This window comes from Zobellia laminariae (assembly GCF_030553095.1).
Lineage (GTDB): Bacteria > Bacteroidota > Bacteroidia > Flavobacteriales > Flavobacteriaceae > Zobellia > Zobellia laminariae.
In genome coordinates, this window is the sequence record NZ_CP130738.1 from 4,180,558 (window position 1) to 4,206,972 (window position 26,415).

Here is a 26,415-nt window from a genome sequence, read left to right on the forward strand (position 1 = left end):
ACCTACATATTCCGGATCACTGGTGTCTATACATTCATTAAAATCAGTTGGTTCAAAAACTGTAATATTATCTGCACCATAAGTGGCTGCCCATATTGTACCATAAAAGGGTCAGAATCACCCTGTGCAATTACATCTAAAGGCGTTGAGCCAAAACCTGTAAGGAAACTATTGTTTTTAGATTCTAGTCCATTGCCACTAGCGTTCAATTGATACCTATTTATTTTGCCATTAAAAGAAGCCGTTAAAAGGTCTCCCTGCATAGCTCCACCAAAATTACTGGCGGTATATTCACACATACCGTTTGTAGAAGAATTTACAATATCAAAAATTCGCATTCGGGGATCTGAGGTAGCGGTTGCTAGGTATTCTCCTTGTATGGGGTCATCTGGAAAATCGGAAATATCGAAAGTCGTGTTGAAATATCCTGAAACTCCAGTGAGCAACGTACCAAAATTGTGATTCGCAGAAAGCACCCAATTAGAGCCATCAAACGTATAAACTTTTACTCCTGCGCGAAATGAGAAAGCTCTAATTGGTGCAGGATGGCCTGCATAGTAGCTGCCATTAGTATCCGTAATATTACCAACATAATGTAGGGCATCTCCATGACCGCTACTACCCACTTCATTAATTTCGTTGGTTACATAATCTCCGGCAGCTGGGTTGTAGGTTGTATTACTTTGGTCGCCTTTGAACTGATCGTTACTATCATAAATTACGGGCAAACCTCCCCAAGTTGTATTCGGTCCGTTATCAACAGAATATATTCTACCATCCGCTGTTATTACAACGTCGTAACCGTTTCTCCAACCAGTAGAGAAAATTTGTACGGGACCGCCAACTTCTGGAAACGCTTGGTTTAACCCATTATTTCCACCAAAAGGATCACCCAAATCTATAGTAGAGTTATACAAGGGATGCCCAGCAGTATATGGAAAACTAGAATGTGTATTATCTATATCTAATCTTTCTGGATCGTTTAACGTTGGTAAGTCATAAATATATTTTGTAGTACTACTGGCGCGTATCTATATAAGGGCCACCGTTAGAGGCTTCCATCTGTTCTAATTGTGTCAAGTTAACAAGCAACATAGCACCAGATAAATAGGTTTCCGAAGTACCTGCAAAATTATTACTAGGAGCTCCTTTGTTTGCATTACCTCCTTGTTGTAGTAACAAATAAGTAGTACCGTTACGCTCAAAAATTTCCATTCCATTGGTGGAATGGTTTTCTTCACATCTAGGAAGTCCTCTTACTAAATCTACTTTGTCCCATGCACTTCCTGTCCAAGTAAGGCGTGAAAGAACTCCGGAATTAGTATCAAGATTTTTATCATTACCACTACCACCACCGCCTATTCTGGAGTCAGAAGAACTTACGTAAAGAATAGGAGCTGTTTGTGTTCCTGTGGCAAGAAGCCCTGTAACCTGACGTTCATTCGCGGTATTTATAGTGCCATCATCATTATGGTTGGGCGTACCCGTCTTAACGAGTGCAATAGTGTTAGCGTTTATAGCAGTATACGTTCCTGAACCGGCTTCTGCTTTATCTCGTAATACCGTGTACTCAAAAATGGTCCCATCTTGTTGAGAAACGTATAGTTTACCGTTAGGTCCAAAATCCAAAGAAGTCGGATTATTAAGATTTTCGCCATTAAGCCCTGTAGCATTAAAGCTTTGGGCATTTGTAAATACAGTAAATGTAAATGAGACGAATAAGCATGCAAGTAGGCGCTGCATAGCGTAATGTTTTTTCATAGGTACTAAGATTTGGGTCTGTTATTATCCAATTAAGGACAACAATTGACTATAAAATTAGGTATACCTCATAGCAGTATAAAACAAGTCACGCTATATTCGTTTACTTTCCATTTTTAGCGGACAAATTGCATATCTAAAAAAATAATAGGTGCAAAAAAGAAAAGTTTGTTTTCCACTCACCGATAGAAAATGGTGTTTGAACGACAGAACATTTCCTACAATTCAACGAAGGGTTAATTAGATAGTTTGAAAAACATGTGCACTAGTTTTTAAGCATATTCGAATCAATCAAAAACGAAGCAATATATACTATTTAGATAATACCTATAGGGGAAAATAAGCTGTTATAGTCAGCGTAAACAATTATAAAAAGGTGTTTGAACCTATGATTTTATAAAGATTCAGTAATTGAATATGTTTTTGAATTGTTTCAGCTTCCTGTATGAAGTTTACTGAAGATAGATGTAGGAATTTCCTAGAATGTTACAGTTGAGTTTAAATAAATGGTGATAATTAGTTATCACCATTTATTTAAACTTACTTTCTACTGCATAATCATTTAATTATTTCTGTTTCTATCTTATTCTCTACTATTTTTCCATCTTTATCATAGACGAAATAAGAAAACGAATCTGTATCTATAGAAACACTTTTGCTAAGTTCTCCATTTAAAAATACTAGTCCTGACTTGTCATCACAAGCATATCCCGCTGTAAGCTTCTTTTCTAAAATATTTTTATGATACAAAGGCTTTCTTGATTCCTCAGAGTGGTAATGCGGACAATGACTATATTTAAGAAAGCCTAGGCCTTGAACAATGGTTAATTCTTTTGGTCTTGAATCTGTTGTTCCAGCATTAAACCAACAAAGAGAACCTGCGCTACCGCCAGCCAATACAATTCCTTGGTCGTAAGCCTTTTTTAGTGCTTTATCAATCTCTTGGGCTTTCCAAATAGCCAACATATTCAATGTGTTGCCACCTCCCACAATAACAGCGTCCATGCTTAATAGAATTTCTTCAAATGATTTATCCTGTGTTGATGAGTTTATCCATACTTCTAAAACCTTTGGTTCGATGTTTAAATTTGAACATAATTCATACCAATAATTAATATAGTATGCGCTGTCTGCCGTGCCAGTTGGCAAAAAGCAGATTTTTGGATTTTCTTTTTTAGTGAGTTCCGCAGTATATTTAACGAATTCTTTTGTTATTTGACCACCATATACAAACAATGTTTTGTCTTCTTGACTTGACAGATTGTAAAAGAAAAATAATGTAATAATCACTAGTGCTTTTCTCATAGTAGTATTTTATACGTTTTTCTGGTAATAAGAGGAGTCATAAGTACTTTTCTTTTATCCACTAAGTGCTAACTTATTTTACGATACGACCACCAGTTCATATCTCTTGTTAGCTCATAGCCTAGCTTTGCATAAAGTGAAATTGCTAAGTTTCCCTTATTTGTATGTAAAATAGGAGTTTTATTCTCTTTTAAAATTTCTTTTGTGGTATGAGCAATTAACTGTTTGGCCAGTCCTTGTCTCGTATATTGAGGATGTGTGACCACAGCACTGACTTCTATAAAAAGATTAGTTTGCATGCGCTGTCCTGTAATAGCTACTAATTTGCCATTCTTGAATATGCCAAAGTATTTGCCCATTTCAAAACTTCTTCTTTTGTAATAATAAGCATAACCAACCAAACTAACTCATAAATTTCATCAATAAATTCTTTTCCTAACAAGACAATATTTTCAGTTATTGAAATGTCTGATAGCTTATTTAATACCATTTGGCAACCATCGATTTTTTTCTCTAGTAAAACTTTGGTGTCATCTATTATTGGTGTTTGATTCTCTGAAACGAAGAAAAAATCATCTGTGTTTTTAGATATGCAATTGAAGCTTTACGTGTTTTTGTTTCATCAAAGAATGCACCAAAAGAACAAATCTCAGGGTTATAAAATTGAACATCATTATGTTCAATAGCAAATTTTTTATGGGTTTCCTTTAAGGAATACCAAACAGGGTTTTTTAATTGTTCTTCTAAATCTATCATTAGAATAAATATAACTAAGATTATATAAAATAATCCTCTAGTTAAATTTATAATTTGATTTTGTTCCAGAAATGATTTTCAAAAGTGACTTTGAATTGTTTGCTCTCTTAATTATTACCAATAAGGGTACTACTCTACCCCAGCTTTAGTGCTCTATAATAAATAAGCTTAGCTAGATATTTCCATAAACTCTACTGGCGCCCCATTATGCTTTATGAACGCAACTCGTACACCATCACCGGGAGAAAATGTATCAACCAGTATTTCTCTACCCTCCAATGCTTCTTCTATATTATCTACAAGATAAGCTACATGTGGCAATGTTCGCATCATTTCTGGCATAGGACTATCATCATCAAATTTTACCCATTCAATTTTGTAATCATCTTTATCAAATTCCGTGTAATGAATTTTTTATGGCTCATAAAACCCATCCCAATCCTTTTCTTCCGTTGTTGGTATGCCGATGTGACTAAATGGATATTTCATAATATAAATGTTTTTTTTAACTGTATTATTTGACTAGCGGGGCTAGCATAAATTCAAAACTAAACTTTCCAGGATGTATTAAATATTTGGGTAAGGTTTCGGATAATGTGCCCCCCACTCCCATTTGAATTAAATCTAGATTTAAAGTGTAGAACCCCTGTCTTTTTAAATCATAAGGGTGTTTTGCCTCTTCTATATTTGAAGTGGAATATGGCCAAATTGAAAACCCGAACTCTGGGACACCCGTTATTTTCATTCCGGATTTATTGGTAGTTGAAAACAGCTTTAGCCATCTTACATCAGAACGATTTGCATTTTCCTGAGGCTGAATATAATTGTAAAATAAATCATCTGTTTTAAAAGTAAATTCATCTACCTCGGCCCCTAGTTTCCTGTCAAGATAATTTTCCCAAGGTCCTCTTCCGTAGAACGAACTGTTTTTATACGTATCCGGAACACCCATTGTTACGCCATAGCGAATAAGGTTTGGCAAGGATTTATCTGCGTCCATAACCATTTTAACCGTAGCCGTCCCATCAGTATAAAAGGCATACGTTATTTCAAGTTTAACTTCATTTTTAAATGTTTGTCCAACATTTACTTTTACCGATTTATCATTTTGTGAAAAATCAACAATTGTATTTTCAGCTAAATGCTTGTGCATGCCTTTCCAAACTTTACTGGAAGCCATAAATGCTTTTCTACTTGCTCCCCGTACATCATTATCTATTGGTGGCCGGTAAAAATTAGGCCGTAAAGGAGATGCCAATTGTTCGGTTCCGTGAAATTCATAAGAGACCAATTGACCGTTAAATTTTGAAACTTTTGCAGAAAAATCTTTTCCTTTAATTGTAACCTCGGTTTTAGTTTCATTAACACTAATTGCATTTTTGGATTTTGAAATATAGTCACTAGATGGTTTTCTAGGTTTCAATACTATTTGGTCTTTTGCAATTTCGTATCCTTTGCTTGTCCACAAGCGGTTTGATTTTTCATGAACACTCAACCTTAACCAATACTCGGCATTTTCTTTAAACGAAATTTTCTTGAATGGAATATTGATTACAGTTGATTTTCCTGCTGCCGTAGAAAGTGATTTTAATTCCCCCGATTGTAGGACTTTCCCGTTTTCTGATAATGTCCATTTCACATTATAAGAAGACAAATCTGTAAAACTAAAGCGATTGATTACTCTTACTTTTCCGTTTAAAACGTCTTCATCCTCAAAAGCAAAAGGTTGAAAGATATATTTACATTCCCACGCATGCGGATTTGGCTTTCTATCCGGAGTAAATACTCCATTAATACAAAAGTTTTCGTCATTGGGTTCATCTCCAAAATCACCGCCGTAAGCATAGAATTTCTCTCCATTAGCATTGGTTTTTTCTAGACCTTGATCTATCATATCCCAAATAAAACCTCCTATTAAATTTGGTTTATCTCTAATATAATCCCAATAATCACCTAAGCTCCCAATAGAATTACCCATGGCATGTGCATACTCACACATGATTATTGGTCGGTCAATATGCGGACTTGTAGCCATGTGCTTGAGCTGATAAATTTCAGGATACATTCTACTTAAAACATCAACATAATCTGGGTCATCAGGATTAGCATGTGCTGCTCCCCTAAAGACTTTCTGGCCTTCGTCCCCTTCCTTATAATCAGGATCAGTGGGGTCTCCTTGGGCGCCTTCATAGTGAATAAAACGTGAAGCGTCAAAGTCTTTGGTCCAACCTGCGGCGGCGGCAAACGCAGGTCCTGTACCAGCTTCGTTACCCATAGACCATGAGATGATACTGGGATGGTTTTTATCGCGTTCCACCATGCGTATTACCCTGCTCAGAATAGGAGCTGTCCAATTGGGCTGTTGAGGAATAAAACTTCCTAGATGATGACATTCAATATTAGCCTCATCCATTACATATATACCATATTCATTACATAACTGATAGAAATACGGGTCGTTGGGGTAATGTGATGTTCTAACAGCATTAAAATTGAATTGCTTTAATAACGCTACATCTTTACGCAAATCTTCCTGGTTAAGGCTTTGCCATGTATTGGATGATGATCATGACGATTAACACCTATTATTTTAACAACTTCCCCGTTGATCAATAACGCATTGTCTTTACTAAACTCAATGTGTCTAAAACCTATACTATGGGTTCTAGCTTCCACCACTTCCCCTTTCGGGTTTTTTACAGCAAACACTAAACGGTACAGATATGGGTCTTCTGCAGACCACTTTCTTGGATACTTGATCATTGCTTCTAAAAAAGCAAACTTTGTTATGTCTCGTTGCGCCCATCTTTCATTATAAATAGCTTCTACTGAAGCAGAAAGTGGCTTATCTAAAACCTCTTTGTTTTCTGCATCATAGAGCTGTGCTGTAATTTCCCAACCCTCTAGATTCTCTGGTGAATGGTCTTTAACCCAAATTTCTGGACGAATCTCTAGTTTCGCATCTTGTAAATTGGAATCAAATTTAGTTCTGACAAAAAAATCGTTGAGTGATATCTTAGGTTGCGCCATTAACATGACTTCTCTGTGAAGACCACTTAAACGCCACATATCCTGTGTTTCTAGATAACTACCATCGCTCCATCTAAATACTTGTACAGCCACTCTGTTTCTTCCGGGTTTCACATAATCGGTAATATCAAATTCCGCCGCAAGTCTGCTCCCTTGGCTATAGCCTACTTTTTGACCATTTACCCAAATATAAAACGCCGAAGAAACACCACCAAAATGTATGATAATTGACTGCTCCTTCCACTCCGTAGGAACTTCAAAATCCCTATAATAACTTCCTACAGGGTTATCTCTATAAATTTTAGGAGGACGCGGAGGAAGGGGCCCCATATAAGTCTGTTGACTTTTTGGGATGTTTAAGATATTGGGCGTAAACGGATATATTATGTTTGAATAAATGGGTTGTCCAAAACCTTGTAGTTCCCAATTAGAAGGTACTGTAATATCATTCCATCCTTCACCGTTAAAATCTGTTGCCATAAAATCCATAGGGCGATTTTCAGATGCACCAACATAGTTAAATTTCCATATACCATTAAGTGATTTTACCCTTGCTTTTTCTCTATCTCCTGTTAAAGCATCTGCAGTGTTTTTAAATGAATAACTGGCAGTACGCGCATACATTTTATTGTGCTCAAATATAGATTCGTTTTCCCAGTCGTTTTGGGCAGCAACAAATTGTAATGTTGTCATTAGAAATAATAAAAAGTAAAAATGCTTTCTTTTCATATGCGTAATTATATTGCTTCTTTAATGGACACAGCTACTAACTGTCTGTTGGCAGACCTAAGTTGTATGTGTTACGCAATAGTCTGGTATCTATAAAAATAGAAAAGAGAGCTGAAATGTGTTAAATCGTAATTATCTATTACTAACCTTATTCTAACCTAAAAAAGTGTTTTAAGATGTTCCTTAACCGTATAATGCTCAAGGAAGGCTTAATATGATTATAAGAAGGAATTGACGCTACCAATAAGATTAAATTTTTCGACCTTTAGTAGAAGTTTTAATTTTATTTTGGATTACCAGCAAGCCATCAATATTACATAGGAGGCTTACCTAAAATGTAGGCATTAAAGTAGGCATGCCCGGACTGTTGAGGGAAATCAGTGTTACGGGAGTCGTGAAAAAACAGCTGTTCATGCAGTACGTGTTTTTTTGCAGCGGAGTAACACGGCCTTTAGGTCATTTCCCTCAACGGTTAAGCTAAGCGTAGTGCGGAGGCAAGGAAACTTTTCGTTTCCGTCTGAGCACGAAGCTAAAGCTTATTGTTTTGATTTATTTTTTTGTCCAAAGCTAAATCCATAAGATTTAGCGACTTTATAAATATACACAGACCTTTCTGTTTTTCCCTAAACTCCGCATTACGTTTAGGTTTTGTTAGCATACGTACTTTTTTACTCCGCAACTATTTTTTTCCATTTGTCCGTTTCCGCAAAGTCCTTTACGATTCTATTCCGCTCTGCTAATAAGTCCGTCATATATTTTAGCAAGAATAACTTGTCCGCTAACTTGCCCAAGATTCCAAAAGGAGATTCATAATCAAAATAGTCGGTCATCAAAGTCCCGCCATTCGATTCCGTAAAATGATGTTCGTGTCTAAAACCCTTAAAAGCTCCTTTTACCATTTCATCTACAAACAAATTGGGGCGTTCAAATTCCGTAATCTTCGACGTAAGCAGTTGATAGATCCCAAAGTGTTTTGCTCTCCACGTAACAGATTCATCCATTCCAATTAATCCGCTAGTTTTTCCAGCAATTGCAGTTTCGTTGGTGTGTTCAGTAGAAATTTTGTGAAGGTCGATACTCCGAGATAAGTCAAAAACGATTTCTTTTTCGGCGTTTATTAGAGTTTTTAGTTCTATTCTTGGCATAATCTAGAAGTTTCTAATCAGTAGGGTTATGCCAAACATGATTAATATCAGAGCCACCACCCAAGTATTTACAAAAGCTTTCCAAGTGAATAAGTCATGCTTATTCATGTTAAAAGATTCTTTTTTCCTAATCTGATAGACAAAAACTAGGATGCCAAGGACTAAAAACAATATTCCAAAATGGATTGGATAGGTGTCAATCAGGTTTACAAAAAAGTCTTTTAGTTTTCTCAATTAGATTAAAATTATTAGAGTATGTATGCTAACGTTTATGTATAAGAATAGTTGCGGGTTTGTATGCGAGGATTTTCCGAAGGAAAATAAGATGCAACAAACACAAAACTAACTTTTAACTAAGCACTAAACCGCAATAAATTATATACGCTGTACCGGTTGTACAAGACCTTGTTAAAAATAGTGTTTTTACTTAACTTTAGTTTTGCAGGAAAAAAAAGATTATCAAGAAAAGCTGTTCTCTCATTTTTAGTTGAGCGAACGTATACCGAAGAACAATTTCTACAGGCGTTAAAAAGGGGGTGCTTGATTTACATTTTCTTTATCGGCATAACCAAGGTTACTAAGGTCTTAGAGCTGTGTATTGAAAAATAAATGGCAAACAGCAAAGCACTGTAGAACCTGTTTTTGGAACTTTAACTCAGTTCATGGGAAGGCGAAAGATAAATACTATTGGTATTGAACAAGCGAACAAGGTGATGCACCTATCGGCAATCGCCTATAACCTTAAGAAGTATCAGAAATAAAAAAAAACGCTCAAAAAGTGGGGCGGGCCGACTTGCTTTGGCATCATTTGTGAAAAGCATGGTTCACTACCTGAACAGAACTTGCGTACTGCATCGAAAATTTACGTTCAACTTCTAGGGCGGCATAAAAAAAGCCCCTTAAAGAGGCTTATGTTGATAGAAATTATTTCTAATTAAAGGCTTGTGCAACGGTTATCATTATTAGGCACAGGATTTATTCTGTTAGCAAGATTTTGTTTTTAATTACACTTTCCAGCGTTGTCGGTGTAGAGTCTTCTGCTGTTCTCTCTATGGAATATGCTCCATTTTTGTCTCCAAGTGCTTTTAATAAATCATAAAATTCTCCTTGAATCGTTTCATTAAGTCCAAATTGTGCATAAGTCTTTTTCACAGCATCGTAGCTTTCCTGTTTATATACAACTGGTCTGCCCAAAATTTCTGTAAAAATGTTCTCTATTTGTTTACAAGTTAGATTTTCTGGTCCCATAACCCTTTTTATTAAATGACCTTTCCAATTGCCGTTTGCAAGATGTTTTGCAGCTTCAAATCCTATGTCGTCTGAACTTACAAACGGTATTTTATGGTCATCGTCAAACGGAAATGTAAAAAAGCCTTTATTTAAAATAGATTCTTTTTGAAGTATAAAATTTTCCATAAAATAACCTTGGACGAATTGCCATTACATTGTCGGTAACTTTCTTAAATTCATCTTCCATAATTCCAACATAGGATATTGTTCCCAAACCACTTCCTCTATGAGCACCCAACGAGGATATAATGACAGCTCTATTAATGTTGTTTTTGGCTACTGCTGTTGTACCTGCGGTAATTACTTTGTCGTAAACCTCTTTTAAACTTGGTAAACTTACTATTGGTGGCACCATCCAAAACAGTACATCGCAATCTTTTGTTGCCGATACGACTTCATCCGTATTTAGAATGTTTGTTTGTTGAATTATTGTTTTATCTGTATTCAATGCTTCTAATACTTTTGCTGCTGCATTAATGTCTTTCACCAACAATACAAGTTCGTGGTCTGTTTTTGCTAATTCTTTGATAACAATTTTTCCTACGTTTCCTGTTGCTCCTGCTATTGCTATTTTCATATTACTTATCTTTTTTAAATATATCTTTTACGTCTTTTTCTTCGCTAAATGCTGATGCAGCTAATGGATTCCAATATTCTTTAAGGTTTAAAATTTTACCTTTCTTTAATATGATTCTAACTACATAATCACTTTTAAATCTTTTTTTGGTGGTTGGTACGGTAAATTCTCCGTGAAACTCCGCCCAAAAGATATTTTTGTTTACTGTGTAAACTTTCACATTGTTAAATTCCATATTAGGCATATTACTTAACGCATTTTCCAAATAGGTTTCATACTCTTTTTTGTTCAATTTTGATGCAGTTCCCAATGAATAAGCATAAGGATATTCAATAATTGCATCTTCGTTAAATAGTTGGATGGTTGCACGTGCTCCAGTATTGAAACCATTTAATAAATCATCCACAATTGCTTTGTGTTTGCTTGCGTCAATTCGTTTTTGATTTAAGATTTTTTCTTGCGATTGAGCTTCGTTTATAAACGTTAATGAAAGGATTATTAAGAATATCCTGCCCAATCTAAAAGGTGTAAATTTCATAAAGTTCTATTGTTTTAAATTATTAATTGACAAAATTATGTAATACCTTTTCACCTCACAAGAAGGCACTAAACAGTACAATACTTACTTTTGGGTAGTAATTCACTAAACAATACTAATGGGAGCGTTTAAAAAAAATAAAATAAAAATTCCTTTTAAAGAATCTGTAACAAAAAAGAAGGTTTTTGATGAAGATTGTATTTTGCACAGGTCTTTTTCCTTGATTGCAGATAAATGGACTTTACTGATTATTATGTCCCTTTTACAAGGCACAAAAAGAAATAGTGAAATTCAAAGACAAGTTCAAGGCATTACACCAAAAATGTTGGCTCAAACATTGAAAACACTATTGAAATATGGAATGGTCGAACGTAAAGTTTTTCCTGAAGTACCTCCAAGAGTTGAATATACACTCACGGAATTTGGCAGAAGTTTATCTGAACCTCTATCATTACTATTCGACTGGTCTTTGGATTGGGAAGATAAACTGAATAAAATTTATTCCAAGAAAAAGCGTAGAAAGTGATAAAATAATTTTCAATTCTGTTTTGGATTTTTTCTTTCGCATCTTATTTACTACAACGGTCTCGTATATGAAACGTAGCGTGTAAATAGACGCTGACCTTTCCGATTATACACAAGCCGAATTTTTATGTTTTGTTTTTATCTTTTTTATTCTAAAAGCCAAATTTAAAAATTTGGCGACTCTGCAAATACGCACAAACCTCTCGGAAATCCCATATTAGCTATGTTTTATATACATCTTAAGTTTGATTCTCAGTAAATTGTTGATATAACAAGAAAGAACAAAAGAGAGAATTAAGGTTACTATATACGGTGAAGCTTTAGACTTCGACAACATTGATAATCCTCTCTCTTTTACTACTCAGATCACGTTCAGTTCTGTGAGACTTTAGATCTCGTTTTCAAGTTGTTGTGAGCAGAAGTAGCCGGTTCTTTCATAAAACATATCTTATGAATAAATATAAAGAAACTTTTGGAGTTGACATCAGTAAAGATGTCTTTGATGTGCACGGGAGCAAGAAAGGTCACGACCAGTATAAAAACGATGAAACGGGATTTAAGAAATACCTTGAGGAATTACCCAAAGGTTCATTGGTCGTTATGGAAGCTACCGGGTATTATCATTATAGACTAGCACAGTTTCTTTACAAAAAAGGAGTACTAGTTTCAGTAGTAAACCCATTATCGATTAAGCGGTTCATTCAAATGAAACTTGCCAAGGTAAAAACGGACAAGAGCGATGCCAAGGCCATATGTGAGTATGCCCTGATCAACGAGGTTCCTATTTACAATGCCTTGACAGATACCCAGAGTGAATGTTTGCAGTTGTTTCGGTTATTGGATACGTATTTAAAACAACGTACCGCAACTAAGAACAAAATACATGGAGAAGCTGTTTTGGGCATTCCCTCAAAGTTTGTTTATCGTTCCTTGATACGCAACAGGAAACAGCTAAATTAAGAGGTGGTAGCTATCGAATCAAAGATTCTATCCTTGGTAAAAGAAGATCAACAAGAACAATTGACCTTGTTGATGTCAATACCAAGCATAGGGCAAAAGACCGCATTGTTCTTAATAGTGGTCACCGATGGTTTTAACAAGTTCGAAACGGCATCACAGCTTTGTAGTTATGTTGGTATAACCCCAACGATACGTGAGTCCGGGAGCAGTGTAAGAGGTCGTGCTCGAATAAGCAAAGTGGGTAATAGAAAACTTCGGAATCTATTGTTTCTATGTTCCTTTAATGCATGTAAGCACAACAAGGCGTGCAGAGAGGTATATGAGCGAATCGTGAACAAAGGAAAAAGTAAGAAACTGGCATTGATAGCAGTTGCAAACAAACTACTTAAACAGTCCTTTGCCATTGCGAAATCCGGAAGGCCATATGATGAAACTTACGTTTCGATATTGTCTAGATAAATAGAAGGTAAATTGTATGAAAAAAGCTCAAAGAATCTGATTTTAGAATCTATGAGCCTAGAATAGTATTGTCTCAGATTAAAGAAGAATTTGTTTGTTTTTTACCTCAGTTCTTTGTTGTAGCACGTTATTTTTTCAGAGTGCTTATTTAGTTACCTATAAGATTGCTAATGTATAGTCGCTTAATTTTAATGCTCCATCTTCTTCAATCAACGTCCAAGTTGTAATGTTGCTTAAATTCATAAGTCCCATTCCTTTAATATCTCCTTCAAAATGAAGAACAAAAGTTACTTTAAACCCTTTTTCATTTTTCTCAACTTTTATGTTTGTGGGCGTATGTACTGAATAGTTTTGACTTTCTTTTTGAGCATTTAAAAATGCTTTAAGACCTTCTTTGTTATCTGCTTTATTTCCAAGAATATCTATGTTTAAAGCATTATTACTTGTTAGCGTCATTAAAGAATCTGCGTCTCCAGCATCTATTAAACCAAACCATTTATGTGTGAAAGATTTAACATCTGTAAAAGAAAAATCATCTGTTTTAGTATCCGTTATATTTTCAATTTTACTTGCTTATAGTATTCTGTAAAGCTACTTTATAAGCTGTTACTTTAAATAATTTACCACTTGGGTCTTTTTTTGTTTTAAGATTAATGTCTATTTTCATTCTGCCAACAAAATCCATCTGCATCATTTTATCATCAGCTGTTAAAGCGTGATACGTGTGTGGACAAATAATTTCGAATTGATTTTCTCCTATTTTGTATACAGAAATTTCGTTGATATAATGTGCACTCGATTTTATTGCTGCAAAAGATTGGTCTGCATATTTTACTAATTCCTCTACAGAGTTTAGTGTAGCCTGTGGATATACAAATTCAACTGTTTCATCAGGTAAAAATGGAGTGATTTCACTCATACTGGTTCCTTTGTCAAATCTGCTATACCAAGCATAAACGAAGGATTTTATTTCATTTTCTGTTTTTTTGTCTAATTGTTTTTGATTCATAATTGTTTGTTTTTCATTTTTAAGTTTAGGAGTTTGTGCCATACTTGTTAAGGCAATTAATAAACTACCTATTGTCATTATTTTACTAAGCATATCTTTAATTTGTTTAATATGAAGCAAAGTAAATAAGATTAAAAATGACTTGACTTGCTAAATGGCAAGAAATACTAAAGAGTAGCAATAACTTTACGAATTCTACTCAAAGAAAAAGGAGTAATACCCAAAAATGAGGCGATATAAATTAATGGTATTCTGTTAGAAATATTTGGAAAAGTGTTTAAAAACTTCAGATATGAAGCTTTAGCATCTGAATTAATAAGACTTCTTTGAAAGTTAGTTTTCTTTATTAGAACTTCATTAATTATTTTTTGAAAGGTGTTTTCCCAATGTGGTATTTCTGCACAAAATAATTCCCAAGACTTTCTTGGTATTATTATAATTTCACATTCGGTTATGGCTTCAATAGTCCCAGAACTGGGTATGTACTCAAAAAAACTAGACACGTTACCAACAAATTCATTTTCTGACATAAAAAAGGAAGTGACTTCATTTGCTTCGTTGTCAAAAAAATAATATCGAAATACTCCGGAAGTAACAAGTCCAATTTCATTACTACGAATTCCAGCTTTTAAGAACGTTTCATTAGATTTAAATTGTCTTAAACTTATATTTTTTGCTATCAATTCAATTTCTTCTTCGGATAATTTATGATATGAGTCGAACAGATTTTGTAATTGCATTATTTATAAAATTAGTTTTGCTTTAATGTGCTACAACGGTCCGGGTATATCTTCCGGAAGGCGCAGCCTACCGAGTGGAAGATTGCTGTGACTTCTGGAATATATGCTTAGTTGTGTGTAGTTATCTAAAGTAGGCAGTAAAGTCGGCAAAAGCAAGATGGCCTTGATTAAAGTCGCGGCATGCCCGGACCGTTGAGGGAAATGAGTGTTATGGGAGTCGTGAAAAAACGGCTGTTCATGCAGTACGTGTTTTTTTGCAGCGGAGTAACACGGCCTTTAGGTCATTTCCCTCAACGTCTAGGCTAAGCGTAGTGCGGAGGCAAGGAAACTTTTCGTTTCCGTCTACGCACGAAGCTAAAGCTTATTGTTTAGTTTTATTTTTTCTTGTCCAAAGCTAAATCCATAAGATTTAGCGACTTCATAAAAATACGCAGACCTTTCGATTTTACCCCAAAGTCCGCATTACGTTTAGGTATTGTTGGCAAACGTTTTTTCCTTAATCCTTGCGTTTAAAATCCGATTTAAGTCGTTTATGGACTTATCCTTTTCGCTATTAAATCCGTAATGCACTAAACCAATACCGAATGACATCATAATCAGCGGAACTATCAAAGCCAATGGGTTTGTTCCTTGAGTTGAAATTCCGACTATGGTCGCAATTAAGGCAAGAAAAACAAATACCAGCCAAAAGGTCATGAAGACGATAACAAATCCGTGAATTTTTAAGTCCGCAATCAATTTTGTTCCGTTTGTGTCCGTTTGAATTCGCCCCTTTATTTGCGGGATAAATGAATTTCTTCCTTTAATTATTCGCTGTATTTCAAATCGGTCTCGTTCAAAAAATCCTTCGAAAAGTTTGTCGTCCTTGGGTCTATTAAATCCAATTCTAAAACCTCTTTTTGGTCGAATATTGTCCCTCAATATTTTTCTAACCTCCTGATTGGAAAGTCCTGTTGTAAGTTCTATTTTTTCGGAAGGGATAATTTTCATTTAAATGTTTGCCAACGTGATTGTATAAGATTAGTTGCGTTGATTAAGTACCAAAGTTGCCAAATAAAACACAGATAGAGAGACCGCGAGGACTTTCGTAAATTGGCTAAAACCAGCAATTAATTTTATACGGTGTTGGCAACTGGCTTTATTCGATTGCTATTGTTTCTCCATCATTCGGAATTCTTGTTTTTTCAATTAACCCTTGTTTTTTAAGTTCAGACGAAAGTTGTGTGCGTGTTGTTGGACAATGATTAACAGCCTCCAAATGATTTGCAACAACAATTCCATAAGTGCATTTTTGGTAAATTTAATAATATCATCCATTGTCATTAACAATGGTTTAAAAATATCTAATTGAGCAGTTCCACAGGCGACTATGTTGATGTCTGGCTTATACTGTTTTAAAACTTTGTCAACATTTTCTGTGTAAATGGTGTCGGCACTTAAATAAATAGTTTTCTCATTTGGTAATTGAATATAGAACCCCATAACATTCCCCATTGGTTTGGCTATAAAACCATAACCGTGTCTTGCTGGAATACCTTCAATAGTTCCTCCTAAAAATTTAGATTCTTTCCAATAGTCAACAGTTTCCACTACATTCAGACCTCGTTTTCTTAATATTTTTTCATCCTTAATACTACAAGTAATAGGGATATTATTTGATTTTAAAAACACTTCTGCCTTTTTGTCTAAATGGTCAGGATGTAAATGTGTAATAATACAATGTGTTGTTTTATTCACAATATCCAAAGCATTATTTGGTAAATCTAAAATTGGATTTCTTTTTGGTTTAAACCTAAAAAGTGTAAAAGGTGGTCCAGCAGTTCCTTTTTCTCCTAACATTGGGTCAACTAAAATAAATTCGTTTTTAGTTTCTATAACCATTGTGGCATTTCGTAAGTGATGTATTTTCATAATTTTGTTTTAAGAATCAAAATTAGAATTCCATAGCATACTTTATATTGATTTGAATCAAGAAATACGTTTACGGATTCGGCTTAAAGTTTCAGGTGTAATATTTAGGTAAGAAGCAATACGATATTGTGGAATTTTTTCGAGCCAATTTGGTCTGTAAATGAAAAGTTCATTGTACAGTTCTTCTGGGCTTTTGGTTATCCTATTGTATTCAAAAAGTTCTTTGTTCTTTAATAATCGTTGAAATGATAAGTCTATAAAGGATTTTCCGCAGTCGTACTCATTTAGCAGTTTTCTAAAGGAACTTTTGTCGATTGCAAGAAGCTCAACATCACTTAAAGTCTCTTGATATTTTTTCGTTCTAGAATTGGCGTTGAAAGAAGTTAAATCTGTAATAAATTGAGGTTCGGTATAGAAGTTAATGTTGGTCTCTTTATCTGAAGTTGCATAATATTCTCTTACGACACCTTTATTCAAAAAGCGCAATTTTTTTTCTTCTGTTCCTGCATTAAGAATTTGCGTTCCTCTTTTTAGCTTTTCTAATTTGAATAACGAAAGTAATTTCCGCAAACCATCTTTATTTAACGGATATTCGGTTTCAAAAAATGACGATATTTCTTTTAGCTCGATGTTCATTTAGCTTGTTGCCAACGGTCCGGGTATATCTTCCGGTAGGCGCAGCCTCCCGAGTGGAAGATTGCTGCGACTTCTGGAATATATGCTTAGTTGTGTGTAGTTATCTAAAGTAGGCAGTAAAGTCGGCAAAAGCAAGATGGCCTTTAAAAAAGTCGCGGCATGCCCGGACCGTTGAGGGAAATGAGTGTTACGGGAGTCGTGAAAAAACAGCTGTTCATGCAGTACGTGTTTTTTTGCAGCGGAGTAACACGGCCTTTAGGTCATTTCCCTCAACGGTTTAGCTATGAACAGTACGGGAGCAGACTAGCGTTTGCTTTCCGCCACGCACATAGCGCAATCTTTTGGTTTTGTTTTTTCTTTTTTTCAGGTCAAAGCGAAATCCCAAAGATTTCGCGACATCATAAATATATGCAAACCTTTCATTTAAGCCCAAAACCCGTATTGTTTATAGGTGTTGTTGTAGCACGTTTTTATTTATTCGCTTTTAATTTTCTCTTTGATTAGAATAAAACTCAGAGTTGAACAAATACATATACCAACTATTAATAATCCATATTGAAGTAATCCAGTAAAAACAAGTGTAGTAAACTTGCCATAGGGATTCATGTCCCATTTTTCATAGAGTACAAAGATGATGTTATAGTAATCCATTAAGAAATAGAAAAATATACAGACTAAGCTAATTATATAAAGTCCAATAATTTTTAAACCTCTTTTATTCCGATTTAATGTCATCGTCAGTATGAAATTTTCCATCTGAACCAGCAGACGTTATTAAAAATCCTTTTCCGTTTTCCGTAATCGTAAATTTATATTCTCGATTGAGGCGTCTTTTTTCCAATCTTGTCTTAAAGGACTATTCCCGATTAATTCATTCAGTTCCGTTGGATATTTTCCTAAATTTTCTTTCCAATTATCCATTCTGTCACTCATTTCCGATATTTCCTGTTTTGTTTTTTCAGGAAACACAGATTTTCTTTGATAAGTAAAAAACAGAATAGCACTTAAACTCCCAATGACTAAAACAGAAATAACCATAACTGAACTCGGCTGTAGAAAATACCTTTGGAAATGTCGTTTCTTTCCATCAGTTTTTTCCATTTTCGAGATTTTTCTATGATGTTTAAAATCTTCTCGAATGAGTCCAAATTCAGCTAAAGTGGATAGTATTAATTCAATCATTCGGTTGTTTTGGCAAATGTGCTACAACGGTCCGGGTATATCTTCCGGAAGGCGCAGCCTGCCGAGTGGAAGATTGCTGTGACTTCTGGAATATATGCCCAGTTGTGTGTAGTTATCTAAAGTAGGTAGTAAAGTTGGCAAAAACAAAATAGCCTTTATGAAAGTCGCGGCATGCCCGGACCGTTGAGGGAAATGAGTGTTACGGGAGTCGTGAAAAAACAGCTATTTATGCAGTACGTGTTTTTTTGCAGCGGAGTAACACGGCCTTTAGGTCATTTCCCTCAACGCCAAAGCTAAGATTAGTGCGGAACCAAGGAAACTGTAAAGTTTCCGTCTTCGCTCTAAGACAAAGCTTTTTGTTTGCGTTTATTTTTTTCTTTTTAAAATGTCAAATCAAACAGATTTGATGACCTTATAAAATTACACTAACGTTTTGATTAAACACCAAACCTCCGCATTAATTTTAGGTATTGTTGTAATCAGTAGCGACACACAAGAGTAAACACGAACGATTGCGTTTCTGTATTTATTTCGTCCGAGTAAAGTCCATCTGCGGAACAGTTGCGTTTGAGTAAAGTCCATAAGATTTTTCAATTATCATCTAAAATATTTTCAAACCCTCGGTAAACCTCTCTTAACCATTTTTTGAAGTCTTCTTCATTATTTATAATATCTGTTCTTCCTTTTGTGAATCGTTCCTCGTCCCTTGTTATAACTATTATCTCTCCTTGTTTAATTCGTTTATTAATCTTTTTTAATGTTGAAATACAATAATTTGCAGGACTTATAGTGTCATATTCGTATGAATCTTTCAGATATTCAAATTCTATGCTGTTATTTAAGAAGTGAAATCCCATTTTATATTTTTTGAGCTATTGATTACAACGTTTGGGCTATGATTAGTGCGGTGCAGAAATCCGACGGATTTCCAACTAAGCACTAAGCAAAACAGTTTGTTATGTTTTAATTTTTTTCTCTCAAAGCAAAATCAAACTGATTTTTCGGTCTATATAAATATAAACGAACCTTAGATAAAACACCAAAGTCCGCATTAATTATAGCCGTTGTTGTGTACCGTATTTTTCCACGTACTTTGTTGCCAGTTTTCTAATCCATGTATGTTTGTCCATCATAAAAGCACCAATTTCTTTTTGAAATCCTTCAGCTTGCATTTTATATACTGTGTCAATGATTTGTCCTTTTACGAATTTGTCATTAAGCATTTCAATCAGTTGAGTAGCATATTTTGACAAATGTTTATAACCCAGCAAAAGTATGAATGATTGTCTACCTCGCTTTGAATTTTTATTTAGACAAAATTTCATGATTAAATCCGTTAATTCTGAGTCTTTCCTTAACGATTTTTTTGTATTAATTATTTGTCTTATCTCTTCTCCAATTTCCCAAATTTCAGATTCATATTTGTGCCAATTGGGGACGTCTGGAAATCCATCCAGTGGTTCTAAATCCCTTTCCAATTTTTTAGGAGTTAGATTTTCTGCTTTTTTTATTAATTCAATTATTTTTACTTTTTCCATCCGCAATTTTGGATATGGTACACAACGGTTTCGGCTATGGCAAGTAGGGCAGGCAAGGAAACCTTTTCGTTTCCGTCTGCGCTCGTAGCCAGAGCTTTTTGTTTCGTAATTATTTTTTCTTGTTTAATTGCCAAATCCAAAAGATTTGGCGGACTTAGCAAATACGCCCAAGCCATTAAATGTAGCGCTTTTCGCCCTATTTGCTATAGCCGTTGTTGTGCTTTCGTTATTTTTCACTCAATTCTTCGTTTATTAAATTGATAAGGGATTGCATCTCTTTTTCAAATTCAGGATATTCTGTTTCATGCAGCGCATGCCCAGTCAAAAATAAGTCGATAAGTACATTTTCAAATTCTTTTGATTTTAGAATTTTTTTGTTACTACCTCTACTTTCGGACGAGTCTAGTTCAAGCTTTTTATGCATACCTAAATCTTCGATAATATTTCTAATTTCTCCATATTTTGTAATAAAATTTTTGACTTTTTCTATCGCGTTATTAACCTGTTCTTCTTGTAATCTGACTAGATTTATTTTACCTTCCCACGATGCCAAAATTCTACGAATACTATCATTCCTGATGTCTTTTAAACCTCCCGAATATATTATTTGGCTTAAGGCTCCATTTTCATATTGAATAATTATATCAGAACTTATGTTCAATGCTAATGCTCTAGACAAATCAGCTTCAGTTATATTATTTATTTGATTATCAGAATTAATGGTATTTAATGTTTTTCTGCAGCTGTTCAAGGTTTGTGATAACTCCTTTTTTTCTGTGTCAAGAGATTTAATGTTGTTGATCATCTCCTGTTTTATTAACATCAAATAATTTACTTGTTGTTTATGAATAGTATTTGATTCGTTTCTATTGTTTAAATAGAGTGCAATTAAAATTCCAATGACGACAAGAATAATCTCTCCGATTGCATAAATCAGATATTTACTAAATTTGCTTTCAGTCAGTAGGTTTTGTCTTATTCTTCTATAGAAATTTATCATTGATCGAGGTTAGTCATAATGAAGCACAACGGCTAGGCTAAGCGTAGTGCGGAGGCAAGGAAACTTTTGGTTGCCGTCTGTGCACGAAGCTAAAGCTTATTGTTTAGTTTTATTTTTTCTTGTCCAAAGCTAAATCCATAAGATTTAGCGACTTCATGAATATACACAGCCCCATTGGTTTTACCCTGAGGTCCGCATTACGTTTAGGTTTTGTTGTAAAACGTTTTATTCCGTTTGAGTTATTCTCCAATAAAGGTTTTTACTAAACCGTTTTCCGTTATAATATATGCCCAATTGGGTGCGCTATAACCTAATCCAGATTCTATAGAATTTTGATTAGGAAGTCCTGTTGGTAATTCATTTTCTAATTTATCCACAGTTACCATCATTAAATCTGAATAATAAAAAAAGATAAAATTCTCATCTATTTTTAAGTAACCATCTGTATCAGAAGAGTCATAATAAGGTTGTTGCATCAGGACAACTAAATCGTTATCATCCTCTTCGAAGAATTCCACCCAATATATGTTCGTATCAGCACTTCCATTCTTAAACTCTTCTGCCTCTTCTTCAGAATATTTTATGAATTTTTTTATATTTTCATATAAATCATCTCTAACAATATCTGAGCTATTTACGCTATCACATCCTGTAAGATTGATAAGAAAAAAAGATAAAATATAAAATTTAATACTGTTCAAATTTCTATTAGTTAAATGTTTTACAACGGTCCGGGTATATCTTCCGGAAGGCGCAGCCTACCGAGTGGAAGATTGCTGCGACTTCTGGAATATATGCCCAGTTGTGTGTAGTTATCTAAAGTAGGCAGTAAAGTTGGCAAATACAAGATGGCCTTTATAAAAGTCGCGGCATGCCCGGACCGTTGAGGGAAATGAGTGTTATGGGAGTCGTGAAAAAACGGCTATTTATGCAGTACGTGTTTTTTTGCAGCGGAGTAACACGGCCTTTAGGTCATTTCCCTCAACGGTTTGTGTAAGGATAGTTGCGTGGTTAAGCAACTAACTTAACAAAAATGGAACGAACCAGAGGAAAATCCGCAGGATTTTCCGAGTAAGCTAGAACCAAGCAATTATTTTTACACTTTGTTAGGTGGCGTTTTTTATATTCAGTTATTAATTTTTCCGTTTATTTCGTTCGAGTAAATTTCATTGTCTCCAAGTCGAAATCTAACTCTAAATTTTGTCTTATTCGTTCCATAATTTTGTCTCAAAGCAGAAATTGCAATTTGATTTGGTGGAAGATAAAATTCAGTCAGACCTGTTCCACAATCATATATAAATTGTCTCTCAACTTGTTTCCAATTACCAATCGAGTCCTGTGCTTCTGTCAGCATAGGTAATACATCCCCAAATCCGATACTTAAAGTGTCAGAACTTTGGTTTTTAATAAAAATAGGATATGACTTTTTATTTACACGATGTTCAGGTGCTTTATAATATTCCCAAATCCACATTGGAAATCCGATTGTTTTTGTTGTGTCAATGAATATATTTAAGTCGGTTGCTTTTGGGCTTCTATATTTTCCCCAATCAATATCCTCAATTCTATGTTCGATTTTTGAGGTTTTATAGCATAATTCAATTGAGTCCGTTATTTGTCCAATATAAACTGGTGAAAATTGAGATTCTCTTCTTTTTGAAATAGTGTCAAGAATTAATTTATTGTCAAAACTGTCATAAAGCATTAAGTTCGAATACGGTTCACTGATTTGTTCTTTTAGTTCAGTTTTGGAAATTCCGTTATTCTCCTTTTTGTTTTGGCAAGAAGTTAAAATCAGAAGTAGCAATATGATGTTTGTAAAATTTTTCATTCAAATGACACCTAACGGTCCGGGTATATCTTCCGGTAGGCGCAGCCTCCCGAGTGGAAGATTGCTGCGACTTCTGGAATATATGCCCAGTTGTGTGTAGTTATCTAAAGTAAGCAGTAAAGTCGGCAAAAGCAAGATGGCCTTAATTAAAGTCGCGGCATGCCCGGACCGTTGAGGGAAATGAGTGTTACGGGAGTCGTGAAAAAACAGCTGTTCATGCAGTACGTGTTTTTTTGCAGCGGAGTAACACGGCCTTTAGTTCATTTCCCTCAACGTATTTGTATAAGATTAGTTGCGTGTTTTAAGCACTAAAGTTAGCAAATAAATCACAGATAGAAAGTCCTCGCGGACTTTCGTAAATTGGCTAAAACCAGCAATTAATTTTATACGGTGTTGTACACAGTTGTTCAATCATTTATAATAGCGGTTATTTCAATTTCAATTAAACAATCAAAATGCAATTCACGTGTTGGTATAATACATCTAACTGGTTTGTGGTTTTCAAAAAAAATACGATATCTGTCGTTAACTTTATCCCATAATTCTATATTCGAAATGTAAATTCGTACTTGTAGAATGTCGTTTTTTGTACTACCAGCTTCATTTAATATAGTTTCAGTATTTTGAAGAACTAAATCAGTTTGTTCTTCAATTGTTTTAGGAATTTTTTTAGATATTTGGTCAATAGGAAGTTGCCCAGAAAGATACAAAATACCGTTATGTTCAATACATTGGAATAATGCCCGTTTGCTTTCGGCATTTTTGGAGAATCAATAATTTTCATTTTACTATTTTTTATTATTTTGTAGTTTTTCTTTATAGTCTTGATATTTCTTGTCCATCAAATGTAGAATAGCTTTTCATTAAGTTAGATGCTGTGCAAGAATGTACAGGAAGAATCATTAAATAATCACCTATTTTATAGTTGTTAATTTCATCTTTTGGGACTGATATTATTCCGTGCTCTTGTGATAAGCTTTTTACATAAGTATTCGGAATTAAATCACCCCAACCATTTTCTGTTCTGCTTACTACTCTTCCAAAAACTACTCCTTCCTTATCGTTTAATCTATCTTTTGAAAGATGAACACCTCCACCATAAACAACTATTTCTGAACGATTTTCATGTAACGCAACTATTGGGCAAGCCATAGCAATTGCTATTTGTGATATTGAATTTGAACCGATTAGGTTTTGAGTTAAGTCATAAAAAACAAAATTTCCAGGTCTTATTTCGTTAACTCCGGAAAAATTTTCAGCAACACTACAACTTGGAGTATCTCCTAATGAAATAATTAAATTAGGAAATTGAATTATATACTTTTGCTTTAGATTACTCATTATATCTAAGCTCTTTTTATGTATTTCAACAATGCCTTGTTCAGTTCTACAGTTATATGTGTGACCAGCGTGACCTAAAAAACCAGTAAAGTTTATAAATGGATTAGTATCTATTTTATTTAAAATGTTATCAATTAAATTAAGATTTGTTGGCTCTATTCCTGTACGATGATAACCAACATCAATTTTAAGGAAAACGTTAACTTCAAATTTCAAATTTTCACATAGGAATAGAATACTTTCTTCATTTTCAATAGAAAGATTAACTGTTATTTTTTGTGCTAATTTATTAATGGGCTCAATTTCTAAAATATTTGTAGGAAAAGCGATAGTGATATCATTCCATTGACTAGAAAAATATTCGGCCATTGATATTGATGAAACGGTTATTTTATCTACTCCAACTTCTTTAAACCAAGATCCAATTTCTAATGATTGATGGGTTTTAAAATGAGGACGTAATTCTACGTTATTTCTTTTTGCTTTTGAAAACATTTTGTTAATATTTTCTTTGCATTTTATTTTATCTAAGAAAAGAGTTGGTTTAGTTATCATACTTTTTATTTTTGATTAAATAATATCTTTACGTAAAGATACTTTGCAAATATACAATTTATCTTTATATAAAGATAAATTGTATATTTGAGCTAAATTAGAAGTAGCGTAATGACAGAGAATGATTTAATTGATTCACTAATATTAGAATGGAAACAAGAACAGCCACAACTTGATAGTTCAGCTATGGAAATTGTTGGTCGCATATTAAAATTGAGTAAAATTCTTGAAAAAAGAGCAAGTAAAGCACTATCCAACTATGGTATTCATTATACAGATTTAGATGTCTTAGCAACAATTAGACGCTCAGGCAAACCTTATGAATTAACACCTTCTAAATTAATGAAGTCTGTTTTAATTACCTCTGGAGCTATGACAGCCTTATTAAAAAGGCTTGAGAAATTGGAGCTAATTTATCGTTCTTCTGACTTGCAAGATGGTAGAATAAAGTTAGTAGGTTTAACAAAAAAAGGTTCTGAAGTGATAGACAAAGCAATTGAAACACGATTTATTGAAGCAAGTGAATCTATAAAAAGTTTAAATGATTCTGAAAATATAGCTCTTTCAATTCTACTTAAAAAGTTATTACTTTCCTTAGATTTCTAGTTGGAATTCATTTAATTTTTATTGTTAAAATTAAGAGGAATTACTGTTTTATAAATTGTGTACAACGGTCCGGGTATATCTTCCGGAAGGCGCAGCCTACCGAGTGGAAGATTGCTGTGACTTCTGGAATATATGCCTAGTTGTGTGTAGTTATCTAAAGTAGGTAGTAAAGTTGGCAAAAGCAAGATGGCCTTAATTAAAGTCGCGGCATACCCGGACCGTTGAGGGAAATGAGTGTTACGGGAGTCGTGAAAAAACGGCTATTCATGCAGTACGTGTTTTTTTGCAGCGGAGTAACACGGCCTTTAGGTCATTTCCCTCAACGTTGTTGTGTATGGTTAGTTGCGTGTTTCAGCAACTAATTTAGTAAACAAAAACGAACGCGAGAAAATTCCGAAGGAATTTTCCAAATAAGCACTTGCCAAAGCAATTAATTATACACGGTGTTGTACGTAGTTTTTTATTTCGGTTCAAGATTATATCCTTTTAAAATTCCAGTATATAATTCCCAATTCACGTCCTTATCGTTAGTTATTTCAATCGGCAGTTTTTCAAATTCCGATAATATTTTGTTAATCCGCTTTAGAAATTCAGGTACAGATTTCGTATAGAAAATCCAAGAGCGAATATTGTCATTCGTATAAACAATTGTAAGAACAGATTGTAAGTCAGATTCCAAATCGTTTATTAAAGCGTCTTCCATTTTTCCCATAAAAATATTTTCCTCTGGTGTTGGAATTCCGTTTTCCGTTTCCGTTTCCATTTTCCAAACGAATTCTATGTGTTCATTATATTCTTTTGAATCGATAAAGTTTTTCAAATTCTCTCGACCTCTAATAATTACAGGTTTTCCATTGCTTTCAGATTCCCCTCCAAACCAAGTGTCATTCAGTTCCAATTTATTTCCTTTTGATTGAGAAAATAAAGAACCGAAATTCAGTATTAATATTAATGGTAAAATGTTTTTCATCGTTTTGGTCAAATTACGTAC

At 34.3% G+C, this 26,415-nt stretch carries 30 protein-coding genes and 3 pseudogenes; 4 read left to right on the forward strand and 29 right to left on the reverse strand.

The window, feature by feature from the left end; genetic code table 11:
• Nucleotides 1–26: 26 nt before the first annotated feature.
• The 9 genes and pseudogenes from Q5W13_RS20045 to Q5W13_RS20085 all read right to left on the reverse strand — a co-directional run bounded on the left by Q5W13_RS20045 (nt 27) and on the right by Q5W13_RS20085 (nt 8,726).
• On the reverse strand, nt 27–896 hold the full coding sequence (locus tag Q5W13_RS20045) for a hypothetical protein (protein WP_304444223.1): 870 nt from the start codon (nt 894–896) through the stop codon (nt 27–29).
• 121 nt (nt 897–1,017) lie between these two features.
• Complete coding sequence (locus Q5W13_RS20050) at nt 1,018–1,743, reverse strand: PQQ-dependent sugar dehydrogenase family protein (RefSeq protein WP_304444224.1); 726 nt, start codon at nt 1,741–1,743, stop codon at nt 1,018–1,020.
• A gap of 576 nt (nt 1,744–2,319) precedes the next feature.
• Nucleotides 2,320–3,066, reverse strand: a complete 747-nt coding sequence (locus tag Q5W13_RS20055; RefSeq protein ID WP_194550121.1) for a Type 1 glutamine amidotransferase-like domain-containing protein — start codon at nt 3,064–3,066, stop codon at nt 2,320–2,322.
• 68 nt (nt 3,067–3,134) lie between these two features.
• Entirely contained in the window at nt 3,135–3,425 is a 291-nt protein-coding gene (locus Q5W13_RS20060; RefSeq protein ID WP_304444225.1) for a GNAT family N-acetyltransferase, read from the reverse strand.
• Between the two features lie 178 nt (nt 3,426–3,603).
• Nucleotides 3,604–3,822 (reverse strand): hypothetical protein, encoded by a 219-nt coding sequence (locus Q5W13_RS20065; protein WP_304444226.1) that lies wholly within the window; start codon nt 3,820–3,822, stop codon nt 3,604–3,606.
• 168 nt (nt 3,823–3,990) lie between these two features.
• The gene (locus Q5W13_RS20070) at nt 3,991–4,155 is read right to left on the reverse strand and encodes a VOC family protein (RefSeq protein WP_304444227.1); all 165 of its coding nucleotides are present in this window, start codon (nt 4,153–4,155) and stop codon (nt 3,991–3,993) included.
• Nucleotides 4,156–4,336: 181 nt separating this feature from the next.
• Nucleotides 4,337–5,245 (reverse strand): beta-galactosidase small subunit, encoded by a 909-nt coding sequence (locus Q5W13_RS25405; RefSeq protein ID WP_368662580.1) that lies wholly within the window; start codon nt 5,243–5,245, stop codon nt 4,337–4,339.
• 2 nt (nt 5,246–5,247) lie between these two features.
• A pseudogene (locus tag Q5W13_RS25410) lies at nt 5,248–7,581 on the reverse strand (sugar-binding domain-containing protein).
• Nucleotides 7,582–8,249: 668 nt separating this feature from the next.
• Nucleotides 8,250–8,726 (reverse strand): SRPBCC family protein, encoded by a 477-nt coding sequence (locus Q5W13_RS20085; RefSeq protein WP_304444230.1) that lies wholly within the window; start codon nt 8,724–8,726, stop codon nt 8,250–8,252.
• A gap of 605 nt (nt 8,727–9,331) precedes the next feature.
• On the opposite strand from Q5W13_RS20085, the pseudogene Q5W13_RS25770 reads away from it, so the two are divergent.
• A pseudogene (locus Q5W13_RS25770) lies at nt 9,332–9,605 on the forward strand (transposase); the annotation flags it as partial.
• Nucleotides 9,606–9,701: 96 nt separating this feature from the next.
• On the opposite strand, the gene Q5W13_RS20095 reads toward Q5W13_RS25770, so the two are convergent.
• The 3 genes from Q5W13_RS20095 to Q5W13_RS20105 are packed head-to-tail and all read right to left on the reverse strand — an operon-like array spanning nt 9,702 to nt 11,131.
• Nucleotides 9,702–10,142: an NmrA family NAD(P)-binding protein gene (locus tag Q5W13_RS20095; protein ID WP_304444232.1), complete on the reverse strand. Its 441-nt coding sequence runs from the start codon at nt 10,140–10,142 to the stop codon at nt 9,702–9,704.
• Nucleotides 10,102–10,593 carry an NAD(P)H-binding protein gene (locus tag Q5W13_RS20100; protein ID WP_304444233.1) on the reverse strand — a complete coding sequence of 164 codons (492 nt, stop codon included), beginning with the start codon at nt 10,591–10,593 and terminating at the stop codon, nt 10,102–10,104. The genes Q5W13_RS20095 and Q5W13_RS20100 overlap by 41 nt, the downstream gene beginning before the upstream one ends.
• Before the next feature lies 1 nt (nt 10,594).
• Nucleotides 10,595–11,131, reverse strand: a complete 537-nt coding sequence (locus Q5W13_RS20105) for a nuclear transport factor 2 family protein (RefSeq protein WP_304444234.1) — start codon at nt 11,129–11,131, stop codon at nt 10,595–10,597.
• A 118-nt stretch (nt 11,132–11,249) separates the two neighbouring features.
• Between Q5W13_RS20105 and Q5W13_RS20110 the strand changes: the two genes are divergently transcribed.
• Both Q5W13_RS20110 and Q5W13_RS20115 read left to right on the forward strand, forming a co-directional pair.
• Nucleotides 11,250–11,657 (forward strand): winged helix-turn-helix transcriptional regulator, encoded by a 408-nt coding sequence (locus Q5W13_RS20110; RefSeq protein ID WP_304444235.1) that lies wholly within the window; start codon nt 11,250–11,252, stop codon nt 11,655–11,657.
• Nucleotides 11,658–12,106: 449 nt separating this feature from the next.
• Nucleotides 12,107–13,075 (forward strand): annotated as a pseudogene (locus Q5W13_RS20115) (IS110 family transposase).
• A gap of 156 nt (nt 13,076–13,231) precedes the next feature.
• Here the strand turns inward: Q5W13_RS20115 and Q5W13_RS20120 are convergent.
• From Q5W13_RS20120 to Q5W13_RS20190, 16 genes are all read right to left on the reverse strand, one after another.
• Nucleotides 13,232–13,531: a hypothetical protein gene (locus tag Q5W13_RS20120; protein WP_304444236.1), complete on the reverse strand. Its 300-nt coding sequence runs from the start codon at nt 13,529–13,531 to the stop codon at nt 13,232–13,234.
• Nucleotides 13,532–13,640: 109 nt separating this feature from the next.
• Entirely contained in the window at nt 13,641–14,204 is a 564-nt protein-coding gene (locus tag Q5W13_RS20125) for a hypothetical protein (RefSeq protein WP_304444237.1), read from the reverse strand.
• 47 nt (nt 14,205–14,251) lie between these two features.
• Nucleotides 14,252–14,824, reverse strand: a complete 573-nt coding sequence (locus tag Q5W13_RS20130) for a Crp/Fnr family transcriptional regulator (RefSeq protein WP_304444238.1) — start codon at nt 14,822–14,824, stop codon at nt 14,252–14,254.
• 468 nt (nt 14,825–15,292) lie between these two features.
• Nucleotides 15,293–15,814, reverse strand: a complete 522-nt coding sequence (locus tag Q5W13_RS20135; protein WP_304444239.1) for a hypothetical protein — start codon at nt 15,812–15,814, stop codon at nt 15,293–15,295.
• 198 nt (nt 15,815–16,012) lie between these two features.
• Entirely contained in the window at nt 16,013–16,735 is a 723-nt protein-coding gene (locus Q5W13_RS20140; RefSeq protein ID WP_304444240.1) for an MBL fold metallo-hydrolase, read from the reverse strand.
• A 57-nt stretch (nt 16,736–16,792) separates the two neighbouring features.
• A complete protein-coding gene (locus Q5W13_RS20145; protein WP_304444241.1) occupies nt 16,793–17,371 on the reverse strand; it encodes a Crp/Fnr family transcriptional regulator in 579 nt (192 codons plus the stop codon).
• A gap of 774 nt (nt 17,372–18,145) precedes the next feature.
• Nucleotides 18,146–18,553, reverse strand: coding sequence for a hypothetical protein (locus tag Q5W13_RS20150; RefSeq protein ID WP_304444242.1), 408 nt, complete (start codon nt 18,551–18,553; stop codon nt 18,146–18,148).
• 590 nt (nt 18,554–19,143) lie between these two features.
• Nucleotides 19,144–19,410, reverse strand: coding sequence for a hypothetical protein (locus tag Q5W13_RS20155; protein WP_304444243.1), 267 nt, complete (start codon nt 19,408–19,410; stop codon nt 19,144–19,146).
• Nucleotides 19,411–19,608: 198 nt separating this feature from the next.
• Nucleotides 19,609–20,091 (reverse strand): hypothetical protein, encoded by a 483-nt coding sequence (locus Q5W13_RS20160; RefSeq protein WP_304444244.1) that lies wholly within the window; start codon nt 20,089–20,091, stop codon nt 19,609–19,611.
• The gene (locus Q5W13_RS20165) at nt 20,079–20,267 is read right to left on the reverse strand and encodes a hypothetical protein (RefSeq protein ID WP_304444245.1); all 189 of its coding nucleotides are present in this window, start codon (nt 20,265–20,267) and stop codon (nt 20,079–20,081) included. The genes Q5W13_RS20160 and Q5W13_RS20165 overlap by 13 nt, the downstream gene beginning before the upstream one ends.
• Nucleotides 20,268–20,317: 50 nt before the next feature.
• On the reverse strand, nt 20,318–21,091 hold the full coding sequence (locus Q5W13_RS20170; RefSeq protein ID WP_304444246.1) for a DUF6090 family protein: 774 nt from the start codon (nt 21,089–21,091) through the stop codon (nt 20,318–20,320).
• A gap of 239 nt (nt 21,092–21,330) precedes the next feature.
• Nucleotides 21,331–21,792: a hypothetical protein gene (locus tag Q5W13_RS20175; protein ID WP_304444247.1), complete on the reverse strand. Its 462-nt coding sequence runs from the start codon at nt 21,790–21,792 to the stop codon at nt 21,331–21,333.
• Between the two features lie 425 nt (nt 21,793–22,217).
• On the reverse strand, nt 22,218–22,922 hold the full coding sequence (locus Q5W13_RS20180) for a hypothetical protein (RefSeq protein ID WP_304444248.1): 705 nt from the start codon (nt 22,920–22,922) through the stop codon (nt 22,218–22,220).
• A gap of 407 nt (nt 22,923–23,329) precedes the next feature.
• Nucleotides 23,330–23,608: a RidA family protein gene (locus Q5W13_RS25415; RefSeq protein ID WP_368662581.1), complete on the reverse strand. Its 279-nt coding sequence runs from the start codon at nt 23,606–23,608 to the stop codon at nt 23,330–23,332.
• Nucleotides 23,554–23,706, reverse strand: coding sequence for a hypothetical protein (locus Q5W13_RS20185; RefSeq protein WP_304444249.1), 153 nt, complete (start codon nt 23,704–23,706; stop codon nt 23,554–23,556). The genes Q5W13_RS25415 and Q5W13_RS20185 overlap by 55 nt, the downstream gene beginning before the upstream one ends.
• A gap of 32 nt (nt 23,707–23,738) precedes the next feature.
• Entirely contained in the window at nt 23,739–24,818 is a 1,080-nt protein-coding gene (locus tag Q5W13_RS20190; protein ID WP_304444250.1) for an alanine racemase, read from the reverse strand.
• A gap of 111 nt (nt 24,819–24,929) precedes the next feature.
• On the opposite strand from Q5W13_RS20190, the gene Q5W13_RS20195 reads away from it, so the two are divergent.
• Nucleotides 24,930–25,424 (forward strand): MarR family winged helix-turn-helix transcriptional regulator, encoded by a 495-nt coding sequence (locus tag Q5W13_RS20195; RefSeq protein WP_304444251.1) that lies wholly within the window; start codon nt 24,930–24,932, stop codon nt 25,422–25,424.
• Nucleotides 25,425–25,884: 460 nt separating this feature from the next.
• Here the strand turns inward: Q5W13_RS20195 and Q5W13_RS20200 are convergent, their stop codons facing one another.
• Nucleotides 25,885–26,394, reverse strand: coding sequence for a DUF695 domain-containing protein (locus Q5W13_RS20200; RefSeq protein ID WP_304444252.1), 510 nt, complete (start codon nt 26,392–26,394; stop codon nt 25,885–25,887).
• Nucleotides 26,395–26,415 lie beyond the last annotated feature (21 nt).

Coding starts and splice junctions, on each gene's coding strand:
- Q5W13_RS20050 (WP_304444224.1), bottom strand. CDS start 1,743: ATGCAGCGCCTACTTGCATGCTTATTCGTCTCATTTACATTTACTGTA.
- Q5W13_RS20055 (WP_194550121.1), bottom strand. CDS start 3,066: ATGAGAAAAGCACTAGTGATTATTACATTATTTTTCTTTTACAATCTG.
- Q5W13_RS20060 (WP_304444225.1), bottom strand. CDS start 3,425: ATGGGCAAATACTTTGGCATATTCAAGAATGGCAAATTAGTAGCTATT.
- Q5W13_RS20065 (WP_304444226.1), bottom strand. CDS start 3,822: ATGATAGATTTAGAAGAACAATTAAAAAACCCTGTTTGGTATTCCTTA.
- Q5W13_RS20070 (WP_304444227.1), bottom strand. CDS start 4,155: ATGATGCGAACATTGCCACATGTAGCTTATCTTGTAGATAATATAGAA.
- Q5W13_RS20085 (WP_304444230.1), bottom strand. CDS start 8,726: ATGCCAAGAATAGAACTAAAAACTCTAATAAACGCCGAAAAAGAAATC.
- Q5W13_RS20095 (WP_304444232.1), bottom strand. CDS start 10,142: ATGGAAAATTTTATACTTCAAAAAGAATCTATTTTAAATAAAGGCTTT.
- Q5W13_RS20100 (WP_304444233.1), bottom strand. CDS start 10,593: ATGAAAATAGCAATAGCAGGAGCAACAGGAAACGTAGGAAAAATTGTT.
- Q5W13_RS20105 (WP_304444234.1), bottom strand. CDS start 11,131: ATGAAATTTACACCTTTTAGATTGGGCAGGATATTCTTAATAATCCTT.
- Q5W13_RS20110 (WP_304444235.1), top strand. CDS start 11,250: ATGGGAGCGTTTAAAAAAAATAAAATAAAAATTCCTTTTAAAGAATCT.
- Q5W13_RS20120 (WP_304444236.1), bottom strand. CDS start 13,531: ATGACGCTAACAAGTAATAATGCTTTAAACATAGATATTCTTGGAAAT.
- Q5W13_RS20130 (WP_304444238.1), bottom strand. CDS start 14,824: ATGCAATTACAAAATCTGTTCGACTCATATCATAAATTATCCGAAGAA.
- Q5W13_RS20135 (WP_304444239.1), bottom strand. CDS start 15,814: ATGAAAATTATCCCTTCCGAAAAAATAGAACTTACAACAGGACTTTCC.
- Q5W13_RS20140 (WP_304444240.1), bottom strand. CDS start 16,735: ATGAAAATACATCACTTACGAAATGCCACAATGGTTATAGAAACTAAA.
- Q5W13_RS20145 (WP_304444241.1), bottom strand. CDS start 17,371: ATGAACATCGAGCTAAAAGAAATATCGTCATTTTTTGAAACCGAATAT.
- Q5W13_RS20150 (WP_304444242.1), bottom strand. CDS start 18,553: ATGATTGAATTAATACTATCCACTTTAGCTGAATTTGGACTCATTCGA.
- Q5W13_RS20155 (WP_304444243.1), bottom strand. CDS start 19,410: ATGGGATTTCACTTCTTAAATAACAGCATAGAATTTGAATATCTGAAA.
- Q5W13_RS20160 (WP_304444244.1), bottom strand. CDS start 20,091: ATGGAAAAAGTAAAAATAATTGAATTAATAAAAAAAGCAGAAAATCTA.
- Q5W13_RS20165 (WP_304444245.1), bottom strand. CDS start 20,267: ATGGCTTGGGCGTATTTGCTAAGTCCGCCAAATCTTTTGGATTTGGCA.
- Q5W13_RS20170 (WP_304444246.1), bottom strand. CDS start 21,091: ATGATAAATTTCTATAGAAGAATAAGACAAAACCTACTGACTGAAAGC.
- Q5W13_RS20180 (WP_304444248.1), bottom strand. CDS start 22,922: ATGAAAAATTTTACAAACATCATATTGCTACTTCTGATTTTAACTTCT.
- Q5W13_RS20185 (WP_304444249.1), bottom strand. CDS start 23,706: ATGAAAATTATTGATTCTCCAAAAATGCCGAAAGCAAACGGGCATTAT.
- Q5W13_RS20190 (WP_304444250.1), bottom strand. CDS start 24,818: ATGATAACTAAACCAACTCTTTTCTTAGATAAAATAAAATGCAAAGAA.
- Q5W13_RS20195 (WP_304444251.1), top strand. CDS start 24,930: ATGACAGAGAATGATTTAATTGATTCACTAATATTAGAATGGAAACAA.
- Q5W13_RS20200 (WP_304444252.1), bottom strand. CDS start 26,394: ATGAAAAACATTTTACCATTAATATTAATACTGAATTTCGGTTCTTTA.